The sequence below is a fragment of the Bradyrhizobium manausense genome (assembly GCF_001440035.1).
Lineage (GTDB): Bacteria > Pseudomonadota > Alphaproteobacteria > Rhizobiales > Xanthobacteraceae > Bradyrhizobium > Bradyrhizobium manausense.
Genome location: NZ_LJYG01000046.1, coordinates 1 through 18857 on the forward strand (window position 1 = coordinate 1; position 18857 = coordinate 18857).

Annotated in this window: 12 protein-coding genes and 2 pseudogenes; 8 read left to right on the forward strand and 6 right to left on the reverse strand. The window is 64.3% G+C overall.

Features of this window, described 5'->3' with window-relative positions; genetic code table 11:
• Positions 1 to 80 precede the first annotated feature (80 nt).
• The 4 genes and pseudogenes from AOQ71_RS11160 to AOQ71_RS11175 form a co-directional block, all read right to left on the reverse strand.
• The gene (locus tag AOQ71_RS11160) at positions 81 to 1412 is read right to left on the reverse strand and encodes an IS1182 family transposase (RefSeq protein ID WP_057742559.1); all 1332 of its coding nucleotides are present in this window, start codon (positions 1410 to 1412) and stop codon (positions 81 to 83) included.
• 158 nt (positions 1413 to 1570) lie between these two features.
• Positions 1571 to 2563, reverse strand: a complete 993-nt coding sequence (locus AOQ71_RS11165; protein WP_057745941.1) for a glycosyltransferase family 2 protein — start codon at positions 2561 to 2563, stop codon at positions 1571 to 1573.
• 150 nt (positions 2564 to 2713) lie between these two features.
• Positions 2714 to 3307: a class GN sortase gene (locus tag AOQ71_RS11170; RefSeq protein ID WP_057745967.1), complete on the reverse strand. Its 594-nt coding sequence runs from the start codon at positions 3305 to 3307 to the stop codon at positions 2714 to 2716.
• A 105-nt stretch (positions 3308 to 3412) separates the two neighbouring features.
• Positions 3413 to 5685 (reverse strand): annotated as a pseudogene (locus AOQ71_RS11175) (marine proteobacterial sortase target protein).
• Positions 5686 to 5871: 186 nt separating this feature from the next.
• Here AOQ71_RS11175 and AOQ71_RS11180 point away from each other — a divergent pair.
• Positions 5872 to 6642 carry a helix-turn-helix domain-containing protein gene (locus AOQ71_RS11180; RefSeq protein WP_057745945.1) on the forward strand — a complete coding sequence of 257 codons (771 nt, stop codon included), beginning with the start codon at positions 5872 to 5874 and terminating at the stop codon, positions 6640 to 6642.
• A gap of 1511 nt (positions 6643 to 8153) precedes the next feature.
• Here AOQ71_RS11180 and AOQ71_RS11190 read toward each other — a convergent pair.
• The gene (locus tag AOQ71_RS11190; RefSeq protein WP_057745950.1) at positions 8154 to 9704 is read right to left on the reverse strand and encodes an acyl-CoA synthetase; all 1551 of its coding nucleotides are present in this window, start codon (positions 9702 to 9704) and stop codon (positions 8154 to 8156) included.
• Between the two features lie 253 nt (positions 9705 to 9957).
• Between AOQ71_RS11190 and AOQ71_RS47630 the strand changes: the two genes are divergently transcribed.
• The 7 genes and pseudogenes from AOQ71_RS47630 to AOQ71_RS11220 all read left to right on the forward strand — a co-directional run.
• On the forward strand, positions 9958 to 10143 hold a 186-nt coding region (locus AOQ71_RS47630), incomplete at its 3' end, for an acyl-CoA dehydrogenase family protein (RefSeq protein WP_245316838.1).
• Position 10144: 1 nt separating this feature from the next.
• Positions 10145 to 11093: pseudogene (locus AOQ71_RS49685) on the forward strand (acyl-CoA dehydrogenase family protein); the annotation flags it as partial.
• Between the two features lie 137 nt (positions 11094 to 11230).
• A complete protein-coding gene (locus tag AOQ71_RS11200) occupies positions 11231 to 11887 on the forward strand; it encodes a glutathione S-transferase family protein (RefSeq protein ID WP_057745953.1) in 657 nt (218 codons plus the stop codon).
• Positions 11888 to 12084: 197 nt separating this feature from the next.
• Positions 12085 to 12888 (forward strand): helix-turn-helix domain-containing protein, encoded by an 804-nt coding sequence (locus AOQ71_RS11205; protein ID WP_057745956.1) that lies wholly within the window; start codon positions 12085 to 12087, stop codon positions 12886 to 12888.
• A 199-nt stretch (positions 12889 to 13087) separates the two neighbouring features.
• Positions 13088 to 13954, forward strand: a complete 867-nt coding sequence (locus tag AOQ71_RS11210; protein WP_057745958.1) for a beta-keto acid cleavage family enzyme — start codon at positions 13088 to 13090, stop codon at positions 13952 to 13954.
• A 112-nt stretch (positions 13955 to 14066) separates the two neighbouring features.
• Entirely contained in the window at positions 14067 to 15683 is a 1617-nt protein-coding gene (locus AOQ71_RS11215) for an acyl-CoA carboxylase subunit beta (RefSeq protein ID WP_057745961.1), read from the forward strand.
• Positions 15680 to 17671 carry an acetyl-CoA carboxylase biotin carboxylase subunit gene (locus tag AOQ71_RS11220; protein WP_057745964.1) on the forward strand — a complete coding sequence of 664 codons (1992 nt, stop codon included), beginning with the start codon at positions 15680 to 15682 and terminating at the stop codon, positions 17669 to 17671. The genes AOQ71_RS11215 and AOQ71_RS11220 overlap by 4 nt, the downstream gene beginning before the upstream one ends.
• A gap of 192 nt (positions 17672 to 17863) precedes the next feature.
• On the opposite strand, the gene AOQ71_RS43060 is transcribed toward AOQ71_RS11220, so the two are convergent.
• The coding region (locus AOQ71_RS43060; RefSeq protein WP_083513880.1) for a transposase at positions 17864 to 18857 on the reverse strand (994 nt) is incomplete at its 5' end.

The window sequence follows — 18857 nt, forward strand, 5'->3', positions numbered from 1 at the left end:
TTCGATATTAAAGAGTGGGTAGCGCCCGCGCTGATGTCGGGGGCCGTCGATGTCGAACCGCCGGGGGATGGCTGTGCTGTCTATGCTTTTGCCAGTTGGTGTCCTTGCAGGATGTTGTTGGTGAGGGCGTACCAGAGCACGACGGCACGGACCTTCTCGATGCCGCGCACGGTCAATTGCCTGAGGTCCCAGTTCCGCCACCGGGCATGGATGCATTCGCAGATCGTGCGGGCTTTGTACTGTGCCTTGCCGGCTTCGCTGGCCATGCGGGCCCGCCAGGCCGCGACGCCAGGACCGTCGCTGCTCCGAGGTAAAAAGGGATCGACACCGCTCCTGGAGTTGGGCGGAGGACAGTAGACCTCGACGCCTTCACCGTGCGCCCATTCGATGTCCTCGCCGCTGCAGAACCCGCCATCGGCGAGGTAGCGACGCGGCAAGCGCTTCAGCCGAGTGCGCGTTCGCTCCAGCATCGGCCGCATCAAGCCGCGATCTGATCCGTTGTTGTCGATGTCGACCGTGACCACGATCAGTTCGCCGGCCGCGCTGGCCACCTGCACATTGTAGGCGGGGCGGAAGCCGGCATCTGCCATCTTCATCACCCTTGCCTGCGGGTCGGTGGTGGAGGCCCGGGGCTCCTTCGGCTTTTTGCCATTGCCGCCTTTTTCGTCGAGTTGCTTGCGCTTCCGCTTGATCTCGTCCAAAGCCCTCTGCGCAGCCTGCACCCGCTCACTGCGTTCGCGTGCCGCGCGCTCTCTGGCCGCCCTGATACGCCGGCTGCTGGCTTCCGGATCCGCATCGACCTCGCGCTTGAGCTCTTCCACCACAGCCTTCGCTTGGGCCATCTGCCGGCCGAGCGTTGCCTCCCGCCGGAACGAGCCGGCCCCCGCATTCGCCCGTATCCGCACCCCGTCCTGGGTCAGCTTCTCCAGATCAATCAGCCCTGCCTCATTCAGAGCCACCAGATGTTCGACCAGCAAACGGTCCAGCAGGTCCGCGCAGCCGACCCGGAAATCCGACAGTGTGTGATAGTTCAAAGACACGCCGCCGCAGAGCCAGCGGTAGACGTCGTGACTGTCGCAGAGCCGATCCAACGCCCGCGCGCTGCCAACGCCATCGCTCGTGGCGTACAGCCAAAGCGCCAGCAGCAGCCGGGGTGATGGCGCCGGATGGCCCGGCCTGTTTTCCCGTGCCTTAACCCGATCTTCCAGCTCGCTCAGGTCGAGCCCCTCGACATAAGCCCAGATCACCCGGGCCAGATGATCCTGCCCGATCAGGCTGTCGATATCGACCGCCCGCAATTCGACCTGATTGCGCACGGGCTCGCGCAGCCGAGGTGCACCCCGCGGCACCGCTTCGGTTCGTGGCGCCGACTGATCCGGCAATTCGCCAAAAAGTCCCTCGTCAGCCATCATCCTCTCCAGCAGATCAGTCTGCCTAGAGAATCACATTCGCCCGACACGCGGTACAAAAGATTCACAGTCTCGTAGGGTGAGTTGACAGGAGTGGCAACCGGCAGCGCTGCATGCCGCGGGGCGGAATGCGCGGCGGATCGCACCTAACCGCGCCGTTCTCAGTAGCGCAGCAGGCCCAATCTGTAGCTGTAGTGATAGGCCAGCTGCCGCAGCAGATAAGGCGCAATGGCGCGCCTTATCTGCATCTGCGTCGGATCGAATCCGAGGACGCGACGCCGCAGGATGCCCATCTCCTTGACACCGATTGCGTAGGTTGCCGTCGTCTTCTGTGCGTCATGGATCCGGAAGCAGGAAAGAAACCGCGGCAGGCGTACGAACTTGAATCCGGCGGCCTGTGCCCGCAGGATGAAATCCCAGTCCATCGCGAAATGGAAACTTTCGTCGATTGGACCGATCTTGTCCCACACGCGCTTGCGCCAGAACATCGTCTCCTGCGGAATGTAGTCGGCATATTGTAGCGTCTTGTCATCGTGGCGAGGCAGCACCGCGCGTCCAACCTCAAGCCCATCACGATTGATGAAGATGCGGTTGCCGTAGACAATGTCGACATCGGGATGCGACATGAAATAGTCGACGACATGAGCCAGCGTCCCAGGCAGCAGCATGTCGTCGCTGTTGAGATAGGCCATGATCTCGCATTCGACGCCGGCAAAACCGAGATTGATGGCGTTGGATTGGCCGTTGTCCGGCTCGCTTCTCCAGCTGATGCTGTTGCCGCGGCTCTTCAGGAGATCGACCGTGCCGTCGATCGAGGCGCCGTCCTGCACGTGATAATAGAGATTCGGGTAAGCCTGGCCGACGATGCTGTCGATCGTGGCGCCGATATAATCCGCATGGTTGTAGCTTGGCGTGACCATCGCGATCCGCGGTGCGTTCGCAGGGATCGCAGGCGGGGACTTGAACGCGTTGAGGTTGAGCAGGCGCGGCAGATGTTGTTCGAAGGTCCACATTGGCGGACGCCGCCATAGACCGCGGAACGAGGCCCGTCGCTGACCGGCCGCAACGAGATTCAGGTTCCGCTCCAACAGCGCGACGCGGTTTTCCAGCTGTTCCAATCGGTATTCGAGACCCTGCCTGAAGTCTTCGTCCATCTACCCCGTGTTCCCCCCCGGCTCCGCTACAAAGATCCGCAGGCCTTCTTATAGGTCTACTGACGGCAGCGCCAGTTCAGCGGCTGACGACGTCGCTGTTGCGGACGTCAGCCCTGCGAGCCCGAGATCAAACTTGGCAATTGCGAACGGCTATTCACGATCATCCGCCAAGGTCGCATGCAGCAGGTAGCGCTCCGGGCCGGAGGTGAGAGCGTCGAACGGCCAGCAAGTCGCAAGGACAAGCTCTGAACCTTGAGTTTCGGGATCGATGTCAGACGCGTCGAAATAGACGATCGTCGAGGAATCCACCCGATAACGAAAACGGTTGCCGTCACTGCGTGTGACGTCGATCACATCACCGATGACGACGTTTCGCAGGAAGCGGAAATGTGTATCGCGATGTGCCGCATAGACGGCAACCCCGCGCTCGCCGGCCTCAACCGTGCGGTGGACGTGGCCGGGCCCAAAGGCGAGCGCCTGGCCGCTCGTGCCTTCCAGCGCGATCGCGCTGGCGCCGATCCGCTTGACCTCGATCCGCGCCACCGGCCAGGTGTCGGCCCAGGACCATGGCTTGACCGGCTGGCCGGTCGCAATGCTCCGTTCGAACGCATGCTCCAGCAGCACCTGGGCGAGCCACGCCTTGGCGTGGATGTAGGCGCCGTCACCGAACAGGATTGATCCGGCCAGCGCCAGGGCCAGCGCCAGGACGAGCGCCAAGTCCAGAGGCGAGATGAGGCGGGGCATGGCGTATCTCTTGTTCGTCATTCCAAGAAAAAGGCGCGCGCGGCCGTTGGTTTCGGGACGGGCAGCCGCGCGCGCCGAGCAAGAGGAGTTCGGGGGGCTCCTCTCTCAAGCGGCGTCAGTGAGCAAGGTCTGACGCCGCTTGAACACGAGCACGATCAGGGCGAGCACGATCAGGATCAGGCCTGCGATCATCTTCAGTTCTGCAGAGGTCGCAGTTTTGGGCAGGCGGATCGTATCCGAGGTGACAGGTGCTGGCCGTCTTGCCGCGGGCTGGCCCGCATCGGCGCGGCGCTCGCGCAGATGTGCCGGGGTCTGCTGCGGCCGTTCACCGAACACCTTCGTGAAATCCCAGCCCGCCGGCAGGTTGATCGGAAGCTCGCTGAGCTTGAGCGGCGTGCCTTCGGGACGGCTCGGCGTCTTGTCGACGGCGACGAGACTGGTGAGCCGCGTGACGATCTGGTGGTCGAGTGCCAGCGCAAGGACCGTCTTGTCCGTGTCCTCCGGCGTCATCTCGCGGAGCGTTCGCGCCACTTCCGCATCGCCGATCTTGCGCCCGGCCCAAAGCTTCGACAGGCCCTTGCCCTCAGCGGCATTTTTCAAGGACAGCGTCACCGACCAAGGACGATCGCCGACATGACCCTTGAGCTCCAGCGAGCCCGCGAGCTTGTCGAGCTTCGCTGCAAGCACCAAGGGCTCGTCGCGATAGATGTCCGGGATGATTGCCGGCGTGACGTCGGCCTTGGCATCGGAAAACTTCGCGGTGAGACCGGTCACGGCAGGGTTCTCCAGCTTGGCAAACAGGCCGCGCATTCGCTCCTCGACCTGATCGACGGACCCGATATGGGTGAAGGTCCCGCGGCCGAGCTCGGAAGCACGCGTCATCAGATAGGTGTTGGGCGCGGAGCCGATGCCGACCATGAAGACGCGCGAGCGGCCACGCATCGCCGTGATGGTCTCGAACAATTGCTGCTCGTTGCCGATCGCGCCGTCCGTCAGGAACACGATTTGGCGAACCATGCTGGTGTCGGCGATCCTGTCGGTCAGCGCGGCGCGCATCGCCGGCACCATCTCGGTGCCGCCGCGCGCCTGCAAGGCGCTGACGAAGGAGGTCGCTTCACCGACATGCGCGGCATCGGCCGCAACCGAGGCCGGAAACAGCACGTCCATGGTGTCGTCGAAGCGGATCACGTTGAAGCGATCGCTCGGCTGCAGGCGGCCGAGCGCATAAAGCAGACTCGCCTTGGCCTGCTCGATCGAGGTCCCGCCCATCGAACCGGAATTGTCGATCACGAACACCACTTCACGCGGCAGCGGCTTCTGGACCGTCTGCTCGGCGGCCGGCGGCGTGACGAAAGCCAGGAGGTAGTCGGCATCGCCGACACGCTCACGGAACAGCCCGACTGACGGTGTTTTTCAGCGACCGGCTTCCAGGTCAGCTCGAAGTCGCGGTCGGCGGGGACAGTGCCGTCCGCGAGCGTCACGACGCGCGTCGCGTCATCAGGACTTTCGATGTTGACGTTGTGGAAGTGACTCTTCACCTCGCCGAGCGCGAAGCCGGCTTTCAGGTGCACCGTGATGCTGGTCGGATTGACCGGTGCATTCCCGGCGGGATCGAGAACGGGTGACGAGATGCGCTCACGATCGGGCGCCGGCTCTGAGCGGGTCGCGCCCCAGCCGGAGCCGTCATTGCGGAAATCGACGCTCTGCACGATCGGCGCCGGATGATAGCGGGGCCCGACCACGAGCGGAATGCGCAGCGAATATTCGTTGCCGGATTGATGCACGGGCTCCTGATATTCGATCTGCACCAGCACGGTTTCGCCGGGACCGATATTGGCCACCGAATTGGTGAAGATGTTGGGCCTCTGCTGCTCGGTGAGCGCGGCCTTCTGCCCGGTGCGGCGCGCTTCCTCGTAGATCACGCGGGCCTGCTGGCGTTCCCTGATATCGCCGACAATGACGCGGTCACCGACCACCATCTTCAGCGTGTCGACGGCGCCGTCGGCACCCAGCGGATAGACATAGGTCGCCTCGGCCCAGTCCCTGGTCGGGTTGCGGAAGGCCTGGGTGACGCGCGTGCGCAGCGTCGGGCCCGAGACCGTGATGTCGACGTCGATCCCGAGCCGGATGGCTTCGGTCGTGGCGCCATTCTCCTTCAGGAGCAGGGTGCCGGATTTGGCATCGCCGGGCTGGAGCAGGCTGGCCTGCTCCGTCGTCGCCGACCAGGAGGTCTCGAAGCTCACCAGCAGGGCCACGAAACTGACCAGGAGCACGGCGATGCTTTGCGCCAGAAGGAACAGCCCGACCTTGATCAGCCTGCCGAGCCACGGATTTTCGTCAGGGTGTTCGTCGCTTTCGACCGTGTCGTAATAGTCCATTTGGCCTGCTCCCGAAGCATGTTCGATGCCGCCGAGCATCGGTCGGGAGGGCCTGATTTCGCGAGCAGAATGATCGGTAATGTTCCGCCACGGCCGGTCGGAGCCATCAGCCGTTTGGCGGCGATGTCCGGTTTTGTGCTGACTTGTCCGCCCTGCTAGACTGGACGCCGTGGAGCGGGGTTAACGATGCAGACGCAAGACAAGCTCTCCGACAAGCAGCTTTCGGACGAGCAAAGCCGCGAGGTCGCGGAGATGATCCGCGAGGAAATCGCCAGGCGCCGGATCTCGCGGCAGGCACTGGCCGAGCAGGCCAAGCTCAGCCTGTCGACCCTGGAAAAGGCGCTTGGCGGCCGGCGCCCCTTCACGCTGGCGACCACGGTCCGGCTGGAGCAGGCCCTGGGCGTGTCCCTGCGAAAGAGCACCGCCACGCCGGCGCCCGCGGGGAGCAGCGACGTCGCACCCGACGGCCTCGGCTCCTATTCGCATCGTGCGGTGACCTGGATCGAGGGTGTCTACCTCACCCTGCGGCCATCCTTTGGCGACAGGGATGCGATCTTCGCCTATCGCACCGAAATCGCCTGGGAGCCGAAAGTGTCCTCGCTGGTCTTCCGCGAGGGCGAGCGAACCGATGCCGCCTATGAGCACACCGGCGAAGTTGCGGTGCCGCATCAATCCGGCTTCATCTATCTCGTCATCAACAAGCACGGGCAGCATCGCGTCATCACTGTGTCGCGGCCGACCGTAACAGGTGCGATGTACGGCATCATTTCGACGCTGCGTGCCGGCGCCGGCTCCCAGTTGATGCCGGTCGCGGCGCCAATCGCCTATGTTCCGATTAACAACGTCAAGGAGCCGGCGCTTGGACGGATCATGCCTGACCACGCCAACCATGCGCTGTATCTGAGCCACCTGCGCCGCACGGTGGAGGAGTCATTCGCGCTGTTATTGTCGGTATAGGACGTGGCCGTAACATCGGACGTCGCGTGCCCACTGTTCTCGGTCATCATCCCGCTCGAATTTCACCGCGGGCAGTGGGAGCAGTCCTGGCTTGGCTGGACGTCACAGACGGCGGACAGGTCTCTCTACGAGATCATTCTGGTCATTCCACCTGACTTCACGGCGCATGCGGAGCTGAATGCGCTTGCCGCAGGCCAGGCCCGCCTCGAATTCGCGGATTCCGTGCACGATATCGGGCTCTGCGCGGCCGGCGCCGCCAGGGCTCGCGGCCGCTATTTGTTCTTCACGGAATCGCATTGCTGGCCCGAGCCCGACGTGATCGCGCTCTGCATCCGCGCAATCGAAGATCATCCCGACTGGGCCGGATTTTCCTGCCGCTCGGTCCCGATCTGCCACAACCGCCTGTCCGGGGCGGAGGCCGCGATGTACCAGGCCGACATCGAGTTCGGCATGAGGCAGCATCCCTGGCGCAAGGTGCTCGACCAGTGCTTCGTAACGCGGCGCGACGTCTATCGGGAGTGCGGGGGCCTGCGCGAAGAGCTCGGTCATTTCGCCGAATGGGTGCTCGCCGCCGCTTACCATGCGCGAGGCTACGCCATCGGCTATCTCGAGCAAGCGCGCTTCCACCACTATTATATCGGCCGGATCGGTGAGCTGAAGACGTTCACGCTCGATTTCGTCCAGGGCGAGAGCCGATTTCTCAGCGAGGATCGGCGCGATCCGGGCAGCGAGCTGATCGAAATTCCCTTTGAATGGAAAGACCGGGACGATTTGGATCGTCCGCTTGCGTTCAATGCATTGAACGCGCTGCTGCGTTACAGCCTGCCGCGTCTCGGTCGGAAATGGCCAGACGAGGAACTGCGTGCACTGTGGCGCTGGAGCGGGCCGGCGCTGTTCGGTGATCTCCGTGCGCGCGTCACGGCTTTCCTTGCCACCGCTCATGCGCACCTGGTGCTGTCAGCGCTGGCTCCATTCGGCTCGCGCGATGCCATTGCGCGGTGGATGAAGCTCTACATCGCATCGCTGATCCACCTTCAGCGGCTCGCATCTATCCGTCGTGTTCGCGGGCACACCAGATCGGCGAAGAAGCTGCTTGGCGATCAGGTCCTCGCGCAGCTCGGCTTTCACGAGCTGGAATCGGCTGNCCGGCCATGCTTTTCGCTGGAGCGAGCCGCAGGCAGCCGTTCGGATCAAGGGCGCGCCGGGACGCAGCACGATCTGCATCCGCAGTCCCGCCCTGCGTGAGCCGCTCGACCAGATCGGTGCGCAATTCTATCTCGACGGCGCAGCTCTCGATCGCGCCGCGATCGAGGTCGGCGTGGACCGTTACATGTTGAGCCTTGACCTGCCGCAATCAGGCATTGCCATCCTGGCCTGGGCCTGCCCCGAGTTCAGAGGTATCGGCGATGCGCGTCGTCTCGGCCTGCCTGTCGTTGGCATCGAGGTTAAACAGCCTTGAACCCCACATCTTCAGCTGCTCGATCGGCGCGGAATCGCGAGGAGCGCCTTGATCAGGCCTTGGCGACTTTCTTGTCGACCTCCGAAGCCACCGAGAATTCCTTGCGCAGGGTCGGCTTGTGGATCTTGCCGGTGGCGTTGCGCGGCAGGGCATCGACGAAGCGGACCTGGCGCGGGCATTTGAAGCGCGCCAGGTTGGCCGCGCAATGCGCGAAGACATCGGCCTCCGTCAGCTGTTGGCCTTGCTTCACTGCAACGATCGCAAGGCCCACCTCGCCCCATTGCGCGTCAGGAATGCCGATCACCGCGGCTTCCGCAACCGCCGCGATCTGATGCAGAACGTTCTCGACCTCGGCCGGATAGACGTTCTCGCCGCCGGAGATGTACATGTCCTTCCAGCGATCGACGATGTAGTAGAAACCTTCCTCGTCGACGCGCGTGGCATCGCCGGTGTGCAGCCAGCCGTCGGTGAACGACGTCTTGTTGGCCTCGGGCCTGTTCCAGTAGCCCGGCGTGATGTTCGGTCCCTTGACCCAGAGCTCACCGAGCTCGCCGACATCGGCATCGCTGCCGTCGGGGCGCACGATGCGCACTTCCGTGTGCAGCACTGGCTTGCCGGCGGAGCCGGCCTTGCGCGCCGCGTCCTCGCGGTCCAGCACCAGCACGGCCGGTGAGGTCTCGGTCATGCCGTAGCCCTGCTGGAGCGCCACGCCGCGCGCCTCCCATGCCTTCAGCAGCGGCATCGGTATCGGTGAGCCGCCGACACCGCAAACGATCAGCCTGGAGAGATCGGTCGTCGCGAAGGCCGGATGCTGCGCCATGAACTGGTAGATCGCTGGCACGCCGAAGAACGCGTTGATGCCGTGTGCGGGATCGTTGATCAGGCCGAGCGCCTCGGTGGGATCGAAGGCGCGCATGATGATCACGGTGCCGCCGGCATGCAGCACGGGATTGGTGTAGCAATTCAGTCCGCCGGTGTGGAACATCGGCAGCACGGTAAGAGCCACCGAGGATGGTCCGATACAGGCGGGGCCCCCGAGATTGACGCAATTCCAGAACGTCATGCCATGCGTGATGGTCGCGCCTTTGGGGTGACCAGTGGTGCCCGACGTGTACATGATGGTCGAGACATCATCGAGCGTGACCTCCTCGGAGCGGTCGAGCGGCTTGGCCGCGGCGATGCCGGCTTCATAGGCTCCGCCGGAGCCGAGCGGCACGCTGGTCGCGACGTTGCAGAGCTTTGCGACGGCGAGCGCTGTCTCGGCCAGTTCGGTGTCGTAGATCATCACGTCAGGCGCGCAATCGCCGGTGATGAACTGAAGCTCGGGAACGGTGAGGCGGATGTTCAGCGGCACGAGGACGGCGCCGAGCCGTCCGCAGGCGAACTGCACGTCCAGCATATCCGTGGTGTTCGGCGCCAGCACGGCGACGCGGTCGCCGCGCGAGACCTTCAGCGAGTGACGCAAGAACGAAGCCAGGCGCGAGATGCGGGCGTTGAATTCCGAATAGCTGAAGCGGCGCCCGCTTGCGAGATCGATGGCCGCGACCTTGGAAGGCGCGCGGCGGGCGTGATGAGCGATCCAATCGTAATAACGAACGGCCAACACTCCCTCCCTCGGCGGTCCTGTGTCGTCTGGATTCTTATTGCTGTGCACCATGCCCGGCATGGCCCTGGGAGGCCAGCCGGAGTTTGTGCAGCAGTCTTTTTTGATTTGGAGTTGGCCTGCGACGGGTGAAAATCGTCTTGCGTTGAGTTGCTAGCTCACGGCTTGCCCCCAANCCAGCCACTCCGCGCAAGTGAGCCGCCGGTGTTCCAGCCATGGTGGAACGGCAGGAGTCGTCGAAAGCAATATCGCAATGAAGAGCCCATTCTATACCGCCGAGCACGACGCCTTTCGCGAAATGATGCGCCGCTTCGTCGACAGGGAGATCGCCCCGTTCGCCCATGAATGGGACGAGGCCGGCGAATTCCCGCGCGCGCTCTATCGCAAGGCAGCTGAGATCGGGCTGTTGGGGCTCGGATTTCCCGAGGAATATGGCGGGNCGCCGCCGACCAGTTCATGAAGATCGTGGCGAGCCAAGAGCTGGCGCGCGCCGGCGCCGGCGGCGTCAGCGCCAGCCTGATGAGCCACACCATTGGCTCGCCGCCGATCGCCCGCGCGGCGCGGCCAGAGATCAAGGCACGCGTGCTGCCGCAGGTGCTGTCGGGCGAGAAGATCTCCGCGCTCGCGATCACCGAGCCGGGCGGCGGCTCAGATGTCGCGAACCTCCGCACCAGGGCGCGGCGCGACGGCGACCACTACGTCGTGAGCGGCGAAAAGACCTTCATCACCTCAGGCGTCCGCGCCGATTATCTGACCGTTGCGGTGCGTACCGGCGGTGAGGGCGCCGGCGGCGTCAGCCTGCTCCTGATCGAGGGCCATACGCCGGGCCTGTCCCGCACCAGGCTGAAAAAAATGGGCTGGTGGGCCTCCGACACTGCGACGCTGCATTTCGATGATTGCCGCGTGCCGGCGGAAAACCTGATCGGCGAGGAGGGGCACGGCTTCAAGATCATCATGCAGAATTTCAACAGCGAGCGGATGGGCATGGCGGCGAGTTGCACCGCCTTCGCGCGGGTCTGCCTCGATGAAGCCATCGTTTACGCCAAGGAGCGCAAGACCTTTGGCAAGCCACTTGCCCAGCACCAGGTCATCAGGCACAAGATCGTCGACATGGCGCAGAAGGTCGCAGCCTCGCAAGCAATGCTCGAGATGTTGGCCTGGCGATTGGAGCAAGGCGAGAGCCCGGTCGCTGAAATCTGCATGATGAAGAACCAGGCGACGCAGACCATGGCGTTCTGCGCCTCGGAAGCCGTACAGATCTTCGGCGGCGCCGGCTTCATGCGCGGCATCAAGGCCGAGCGCATCTACCGCGAAGTCAAGGTCAACGCCATCGGCGGCGGCACCGAGGAGATCATGAAGGATCTGGCGTCAAGGCAGATGGGATTGTGATGGACACCGTCATTCCGGGGCGACGCGAAGCGTCGAGTCCGGAATCGATCGGGCGCCAATCTCCGCAGAGGAATAGATTCCGGGATCGCGCTTCGCGCGCCCCGGAATGACAGGGGAAGAAGTAGAGGAAACGCCTGATGATCACGCTCTATCACTGCGAGGCCGCGCGCTCGTTCCGTCCGCTCTGGATGCTGGAGGAGATGGGGCTGCCTTATGAATTGAAGATGCTGCCGTTCCCGCCGCGCGTCTTCGCCAAGGATTATCTCGCGCTGAATCCGCTCGGCACCATTCCGTATCTGATCGACGGCCAGACCAGGATGACGGAATCCTCCGGCATCTGCCATTATCTCGGCATCAAATACGGCCCGACGCCGCTGATGGTCGGCCCGGAGGATCCCGCCTATGGCGCCTTCCTGAACTGGATGTATTTCAGCGACGCCACGTTAACCTTCCCGCAGACGCTGGTGCTTCGCTACACTCAGCTCGAGCCGGAAGAGCGCCGCAATCCGCAGGTCGCCACCGACTATGCCAAGTGGTTTTTGGGACGGCTGCGCGCGGTCGAGGCAGCGACCGCCAAGACGGAGGCCTTGTGCGCGGGTCGCTTCACAACCGCTGATATTGTCATCGGTTACGCGCTCCGCCTTGCCGACAACATCGGCCTTGCCAAGGATTTCGGCCCGAATGTCGCGGCCTATTGGGCACGCCTGCAGCAGCGCGACGGTTTCAAGCGCGCGGTTGCTGCGGAGCAGAAGGCCGGCGCCGAACAGAATGTTGCGCCAAGGGTGAGGGCGTAAGGGAAGCTGTCATTCCGGGACGGTGCGAAGCATCGAACCCGGAATCTCGGGGTTCCGGGTTCGGTCCTTGAGGACCGCCCCGGAACGACGGGCCTTGTGTCGATGACAGCGCTATCCCGCCGTGACAGCGCCCAGATTTCCGCTAAGGTGACTCTGTTCCGCAGCGGCCTAAGAGCCGCGCGAGGAGGATACCCCAAATGGAAGACATGGGTCGCGAATCCGACCATTTGATGCTGATCACGCCGGAGCGGGTCTTCTATGCCGGCCTGCTCGGCCGGCCCCGCAAGCGAACCCCCGGCTGCTGCCACGTCTATGTCGCGGTAAAGGGCAGCCTGTATATGACCATCGACGACGTGCTCGCCACCGGCGAGCTGTTCGTCACCCTGCCGAACCAGCGGCACTCTATTGCCAGCGACTACCGTACTGCGATCAGCGTGACGCTGGAGCCGGAAAGCGTGCCGGATGGCGTGCTGGAAGATCTGGCGCAGCGGCTGATGGGATCCGACCGCGCGGCCTATGCCCGAAAGATCCTCGCCGCCTACGCGCTGCTGCGCCAGCGCCGCTACGGCGACATCACCACCGCCGAATTCGACGAGATGTGTTTTGGCGAAGCGTTGCCGCGCCGCGTGCTCGACCCCAGGGTGGTGCGTGCAGTCGCCCGCATCGGGCGCTTCTCGGGTGAGCCGGTGACAGCGGATACGTGCGCGGCGGAAGCAGGTCTGTCCGCCTCGCGCTTCCTGCATCTGTTCAAGGAAGAGACCGGCATCTCGTTCCGCTCCTTCCGCGCCTGGAAGCGCGCGCGGCATCTGCTGCACTTCGCCAACCAGAACCTCAACCTCGCCCATCTCGCGCAGGACATCGGCTATCCCGACTCAACGCATTTCAGCCACTCGATCCGCCGCTTCTATGGCTTGAAGCCGCGCGCGATCTTCGTCGGTTCGCGGGATCTTGCGATTTATCGCAGCACCGAGACGGTGAGGGAGCTCGCGGAGGCGGGCTGATCACTTCGTAGGGTGGATTAGCCGAAGGCGTAATCCACCATTTATGCATCCGCGGAGATAGACCTTGGTGGGTGACGCCTTCGGCTAACCCACCCTACGGCACCTCCTTGCTTTTCCAGCTTCTCCGCGCAAGAAGCCGGATGCCCAGCATCAGATGATCGCAGGCGTTGAATTCCCAGCGTTGCGAGACATCAGTGATATGAGCGACAAGGCCGTCATCACCTGCGCCCTGAACGGCGTGCTCACCGATCCCAGGCAGCACAAGGTGCCGGTGACGCCAGAGCAGATGGCGCGCGAGGCCAGGGCTGCGTTCGATGCCGGCGCGTCCATCATGCACATCCATCTGCGCCAGCAGGCGCCGAACAAGGGGCACCTGCCGTCCTGGGACGTCAGCGTCAGCAGGGAGATCCAGCAGGCGATCCGCGAAGCCTGCCCCGGCGTCATCATCAATCACACCTCGGGCGTCTCAGGGCCGAACTATTCGGGCGCACTCGACTGCATCCGCGAGACCAGGCCGGAGATCGCCGCCTGCAATGCAGGCTCGCTGAATTATCTGAAGGTGAAGGCCGACAACAGCTGGGCCTGGCCGCCCATGATGTTCGACAACGCGGTCGAGAAAGTGAAGGATTATCTCGACGTCATGAATGCGGTCGGCACCATCCCCGAGTTCGAATGTTTCGACGTCGGCATCGTCCGCTGCGTCGGCATGTATCACCAGGTTGGCATGTACAAGGGTCCGCTCGAATATAACTTTGTGATGGGCGTCGCGTCAGGAATGCCATCGGATCCGGAACTGCTGCCGATCCTGCTCAAGTTGAAGCGCCCAGAGGCGCATTGGCAGGTCACGGCCATCGGCCGCGAAGAGATCTGGCCACTGCACCAGCGTTGCGCCGACCTCGGAGGCCACTTGCGCACCGGATTGGAGGATACGTTCTATCTCGCCGACGGCAGGAAGGTGACCTCGAACGGTCAGCTGATCGAAGCCATCGCGGCCTGCGCCCGCCGCGCCGGCCGCGACATCGCGTCACCGGCCGAGGCGCGGAAGATCTTTGGGACGAATCGCTGAAGGTAGCCTCAGCCGTCATTGCGAGCGAAGCGAAGCAATCCAGAGTGCATGCGCGGAAACAGACTGGATTGCTTCGTCGCTTCGCTCCTCGCAATGACGGTAGGATAGAATCATGTCCACCATCGAAAACACCATCTCCCCCGGCAGCGCCGCCTACCATGCCAACCGCGACGGCATGCTCGCGCTGATCGACCGCATGCGCGCGCTGGAAGAGCGCACGCGTGCCGCGTCGGCCGCAGCAAAGGACCGCTTCCACAAGCGTGGCCAGCTCTTGCCGCGCGAGCGCGTCGCCTTGGTGCTCGATCCCGGCGCGCCCTTCATCGAGCTGTCGACGCTCGCCGGCTACATGTTCGACGTGCCGGATGCTGCGAAGAGCGTGCCCGGCGGCGGCGTCATCGCCGGCATCGGCTTCGTCTCGGGCATCCGCTGCATGGTCAGCGCCAGCGATTCCGGGATCGATGCCGGTGCGCTTCAGCCCTTCGGCCTCGACAAGATGCTGCGCGTGCAGGAGCTCGCGCTGGAGAACAAACTGCCTTACGTCCAGCTCGTCGAAAGCGCCGGCGCAAATCTCCTGCGCTACCGGGTCGAGGACTTTGTCCGCGGCGGCAACATCTTTCGCAATCTCGCGCGGCTCTCGGCAGCGGGCCTTCCGGTCGTCACCGTGACGCATGGCTCGTCCACCGCTGGCGGTGCCTATCAGACCGGCCTGTCCGATTACATCGTCATGGTCCGCGGCCGCACCCGCGCCTTTCTCGCCGGGCCGCCGCTGCTGAAGGCCGCGACCGGCGAGATCGCGACGGAAGAAGAGCTCGGCGGTGCCGAGATGCACACGCAGGTTTCTGGTCTTGGCGACTATCTCGCCGAGGACGACCGCGATGGCTTGCGCATCGCCCGCGAGATCATGGCGGCGCTGGAATGGGAGCGGCCGGGCCCGGCGGCTCAAGAGTTCAAGCCGCCGCGCTACGAGCAGGACGAACTGCTCGGCATCATGCCGATGGACCACAAGCGCCCGGTCGACATGAAGCAGGTGATCGCCCGCATCATCGACGATTCCGACTTCACCGAAATGGCGCCGAATTACGGCCCGGCCACCGTCTGCGGCCATGCCCGCATCGAGGGCCAGGCGATCGGCATCATCACCAACAACGGCCCGCTCGATCCTGCCGGCGCCAACAAGGCGACGCATTTCATCCAGGCCTGCTGCCAGACTCGCACGCCGATCCTCTATCTCAACAACACCACCGGCTACATGGTTGGCAAGGCCTATGAAGAAGCCGGCATGATCAAGCACGGCTCCAAGATGATCCAGGCGGTAACATCTGCGACCGTGCCGCAGATCACCATCTATTGCGGCGCCTCGTTCGGCGCCGGCAATTACGGCATGTGCGGGCGCGGCTTCCATCCACGCTTCTGCTTCTCCTGGCCCAACGCCAAGACCGCGGTGATGGGCGGCGAGCAGGCCGCCGAGACCATGGCGATCGTGACCGAGGCGGCCGCCGCGCGCCGCGGCAAGCCGGTCGAGAAAGAAAAGCTCGATGCCATGAAGGCACAGATCGTTGGCGTGTTCGACGGCCAAATGGACGTGTTCGCAACCAGCGCCCGTGTGCTCGACGACGGCGTGATCGATCCGCGCGATACCCGCGCGGTCCTTTCCGAGGTGCTCGCGATCTGCCGCGAGGGCGATGCCCGCACGCCCCAGCGCATGCAATTCTCGGTGGCCCGCCCATGAGGAACGGATCAGTGCAGCACCGGCCGTTCGTCAAGGTCTTGATCGCGAACCGTGGCGAGATCGCACTGCGCATCATGCGCAGCGCGCGGCAGCTTGGCCTCGGCGTTGTCGCGGTCTATTCGGATGCAGATCGCGATGCGCTGCATGTGAGGCAGGCCGATCAAGCTGTGCGGATCGGCGAGGCCTTGCCGGCGCAATCCTATCTCAACATCCCCGCGATCATTGCCGCGGCCAGGGCCAGTGGCGCGGATGCCGTGCATCCCGGCTACGGCTTCCTCGCCGAGAACGAGGCATTTGCGAGAGGCTGCAAGGATGCCGGCCTCGTCTTCATCGGCCCGTCGCCGCAGGCGATCGAGGCGATGGGCAACAAGGCCGGTGCCAAGGAGATCATGAAAAAGGCCGGCGTGCCCGTCGTGCCCGGCTATCAGGGCGCTGAGCAGGGTGACGACGTGATGCTCGCTGAGGCCAAGAACATCGGCTTCCCCGTGATGATCAAGGCGGTCGCGGGCGGTGGCGGGCGTGGCATGCGGCTCGTCACCGACGCCGCATCGTTCCCCGATGCGCTGCGCAGCGCGCGGTCGGAAGCGAAAGCGGCGTTTGGCGATCCCACCGTCATCCTCGAACGCGCCATCCAGAATCCCCGCCACATCGAGATCCAGGTGTTCGGCGACATCAACGGCAACGCCATCCATCTCGGCGAGCGCGACTGCTCGGTGCAGCGCCGGCATCAGAAGCTCATCGAGGAGGCGCCGTCGCCTGCGGTGACGCCCGAGCTGCGTGCGAAAATGGGCGAGGTGGCGGTCGCGGCGGTGAAGGCACTGCGCTATGAGGGCGCCGGAACGCTGGAATTCCTGCTCGACGCCAGCGGCGAATTCTATTTCATGGAGATGAACACGCGCCTCCAGGTCGAGCATCCCGTCACGGAAGCGGTCACCGGTCTCGATCTGGTCGAGCTGCAATTGCGCGTCGCACGTGGCGAGGCGTTGCCGGTGAAGCAGCAGGACATCAAATTCTCCGGCCACGCCATCGAGGTGCGGCTCTGCTCGGAAGATGCCGCCCAGGATTTCATGCCGCAATCCGGCCGCATCGCGCGTTGGCAGGTGCCTGATGGCATCCGCGTTGAGCACGCGCTGCAATCGGGCACGGAAATCCCGCCATTCTACGATTCCATGATCGCCAAGGTGATCAGCCACGGCGCCACGCGCGAGGAGGCGAGGCGGCGGCTGATCGTCGGGCTGGAGCAACTCACGGCGCTTGGCGTGACCACCAACCAGGCGTTCCTGATGTCGTGCCTGCGTCATCCCGGCTTTGCCAGGGGCGAGGCGACGACGGCCTTCATCGGTGCGCATCGCGACGAGCTGCTGGCGTCGTCGGGGAATGCTGCATTCAACACGGCGCTGGCGGGCCTGCTGCTCTATGTCACCAATCCGCGCGCGCCGGCATGGCGACGCGGCCGCAGCCTGTCAGCGACGTTTCCTCTGCCCGCAAAGATCGAGATCGCCGGTCACGCCCGTGAGCTCGAGGTCACCCGCGAGCGCGATGGCAGCTACATCGTTGTCTCCGATGGTCGCCAGGACAAGTTCGAGATCGAGCAGCTCGATGCCGACGCAATCCGCTTCCGCCACGATGGTGTGATGGACAGCGCAAGATTCCTGCGCGAGGGCGACCGGTTGCACCTCCAGCGCCGCGGCATCCCGGTTGCGGTCACCGATCTCACCCTCGCGGCCCCCAGGGCTGCGGCAACCAATGGCGGCGATGGCAAAGTCCGCGCCGCGATGAACGGCCGCGTCGTTGCCGTCCTGGTCAAGCCGGGTGACCGCGTCACATCAGGCCAGCCGGTGCTGACGCTGGAAGCGATGAAGATGGAGCACGTCCACAAGGCCGGTATCGATGGTGTTGTCGCGGCCATCGGCGTGGTCGAGGGCGAGCAGGTGACGACAGGCAGGATCATCGCGGAGATCGGTAGCGCGGCGAATCCAGTCTCGTAGGACCTCCTACCCTTCGTCAAGGGTGGGAGTCCCTGACAGATAACTATAGCACCGTGCTCGACGCTATCCAGGACGCTTCGCGCCGGCTTTGCCGGTGCCTATGGCATCCTGGACAGCGTCTGCGCGCGGCGCTCTTGCGTTCGGCAGGTCGGGACGAAGGAACGGTCGCATGCGGCCGAACAAAGGAACGGCTCAGCCTGCTGCCGAGATCTTCGCGCTGTTGTGGTCTGCGTCGTAGGGCGTCTGGTGCTTGAGCGTCGCGCACAAGGCAAAGAGCAGGCGATCTCCCACACCACGCAGCGCACGCGCATGGCCGTGTCCGCGCTGCCGCAAAGCATCATAGCGTCGCCGGGCTGCGGCGTCGTATTGAAGCGCGCCGCGCGACCAGTGATGAACGGCGCTTTGCAGCCGCCTGTTGCAGGCCAGGCGGCGGATCACGAAGCGTTGCTTGCCGCTTTGCCGCGTCACCGGTGCGACCCCTGCCAAGGCGCGCAAGGCGTGGTAGTCTCGTCTGCGCAGAGGCTCGGTGGCCTCGACGAGCAGTGTGGCAAGAACGATCCTGCCGATTCCCGGCCAGGAGCGAAGGATCGCCACGTCACACTGCTCGGGATTCTGCCCCGCGGGGCTCTCCTGTTCTTCGAGCTTGGCGCACAGGCGGTCCAGGCTGTGCTGCGCTTCCTTGATTTGCTGATTGACCAGGCGCAGACGGGCCGCGAGGCTGCGGATATGCACGCACGCAGCCTCCGTCGTGCCCGGTGCCACGAGCAGGGGTGTCTCGCGCAAAGTCTTGAGCACCGTCGCCGCATCGAGGCGGCGGATACGATAGGCGCTGAGGATGCGCGCGATCGCCTTGTCGCTGGCCTTGGCCGCGCTGTCCGGCGTCGGCACCTTTTGCCAAAGTGCCAGGAACCAGTCGTCGGCGACATCGTCGGTCAGCTTGGCCGCTTGGGGATAGTACCGCCACAACTGCTGACGCAGGCGATTGGCAAGCCGCGTGCGCTCCTGCTGCAGCTCCTCCGCCATGCGCGACCACTCGCGCAGCTCGATCACCACCGGATTGTCGGCCGCAAGCTGGCGGAAGGCCGCACAGTCCGTACGCAATGAGCTTCCGAGCACATGAGCGTCGCGGCGATCATCCTTGGCACCGGCCACCGTGAAGCGATCCCGGAAGCGGTCGAGTTGCTTG

Coding starts and splice junctions, on each gene's coding strand:
- AOQ71_RS11160 (WP_057742559.1), bottom strand. CDS start 1,412: ATGATGGCTGACGAGGGACTTTTTGGCGAATTGCCGGATCAGTCGGCG.
- AOQ71_RS11165 (WP_057745941.1), bottom strand. CDS start 2,563: ATGGACGAAGACTTCAGGCAGGGTCTCGAATACCGATTGGAACAGCTG.
- AOQ71_RS11170 (WP_057745967.1), bottom strand. CDS start 3,307: ATGCCCCGCCTCATCTCGCCTCTGGACTTGGCGCTCGTCCTGGCGCTG.
- AOQ71_RS11180 (WP_057745945.1), top strand. CDS start 5,872: ATGCAGACGCAAGACAAGCTCTCCGACAAGCAGCTTTCGGACGAGCAA.
- AOQ71_RS11200 (WP_057745953.1), top strand. CDS start 11,231: ATGATCACGCTCTATCACTGCGAGGCCGCGCGCTCGTTCCGTCCGCTC.
- AOQ71_RS11205 (WP_057745956.1), top strand. CDS start 12,085: ATGGAAGACATGGGTCGCGAATCCGACCATTTGATGCTGATCACGCCG.
- AOQ71_RS11210 (WP_057745958.1), top strand. CDS start 13,088: ATGAGCGACAAGGCCGTCATCACCTGCGCCCTGAACGGCGTGCTCACC.
- AOQ71_RS11215 (WP_057745961.1), top strand. CDS start 14,067: ATGTCCACCATCGAAAACACCATCTCCCCCGGCAGCGCCGCCTACCAT.
- AOQ71_RS11220 (WP_057745964.1), top strand. CDS start 15,680: ATGAGGAACGGATCAGTGCAGCACCGGCCGTTCGTCAAGGTCTTGATC.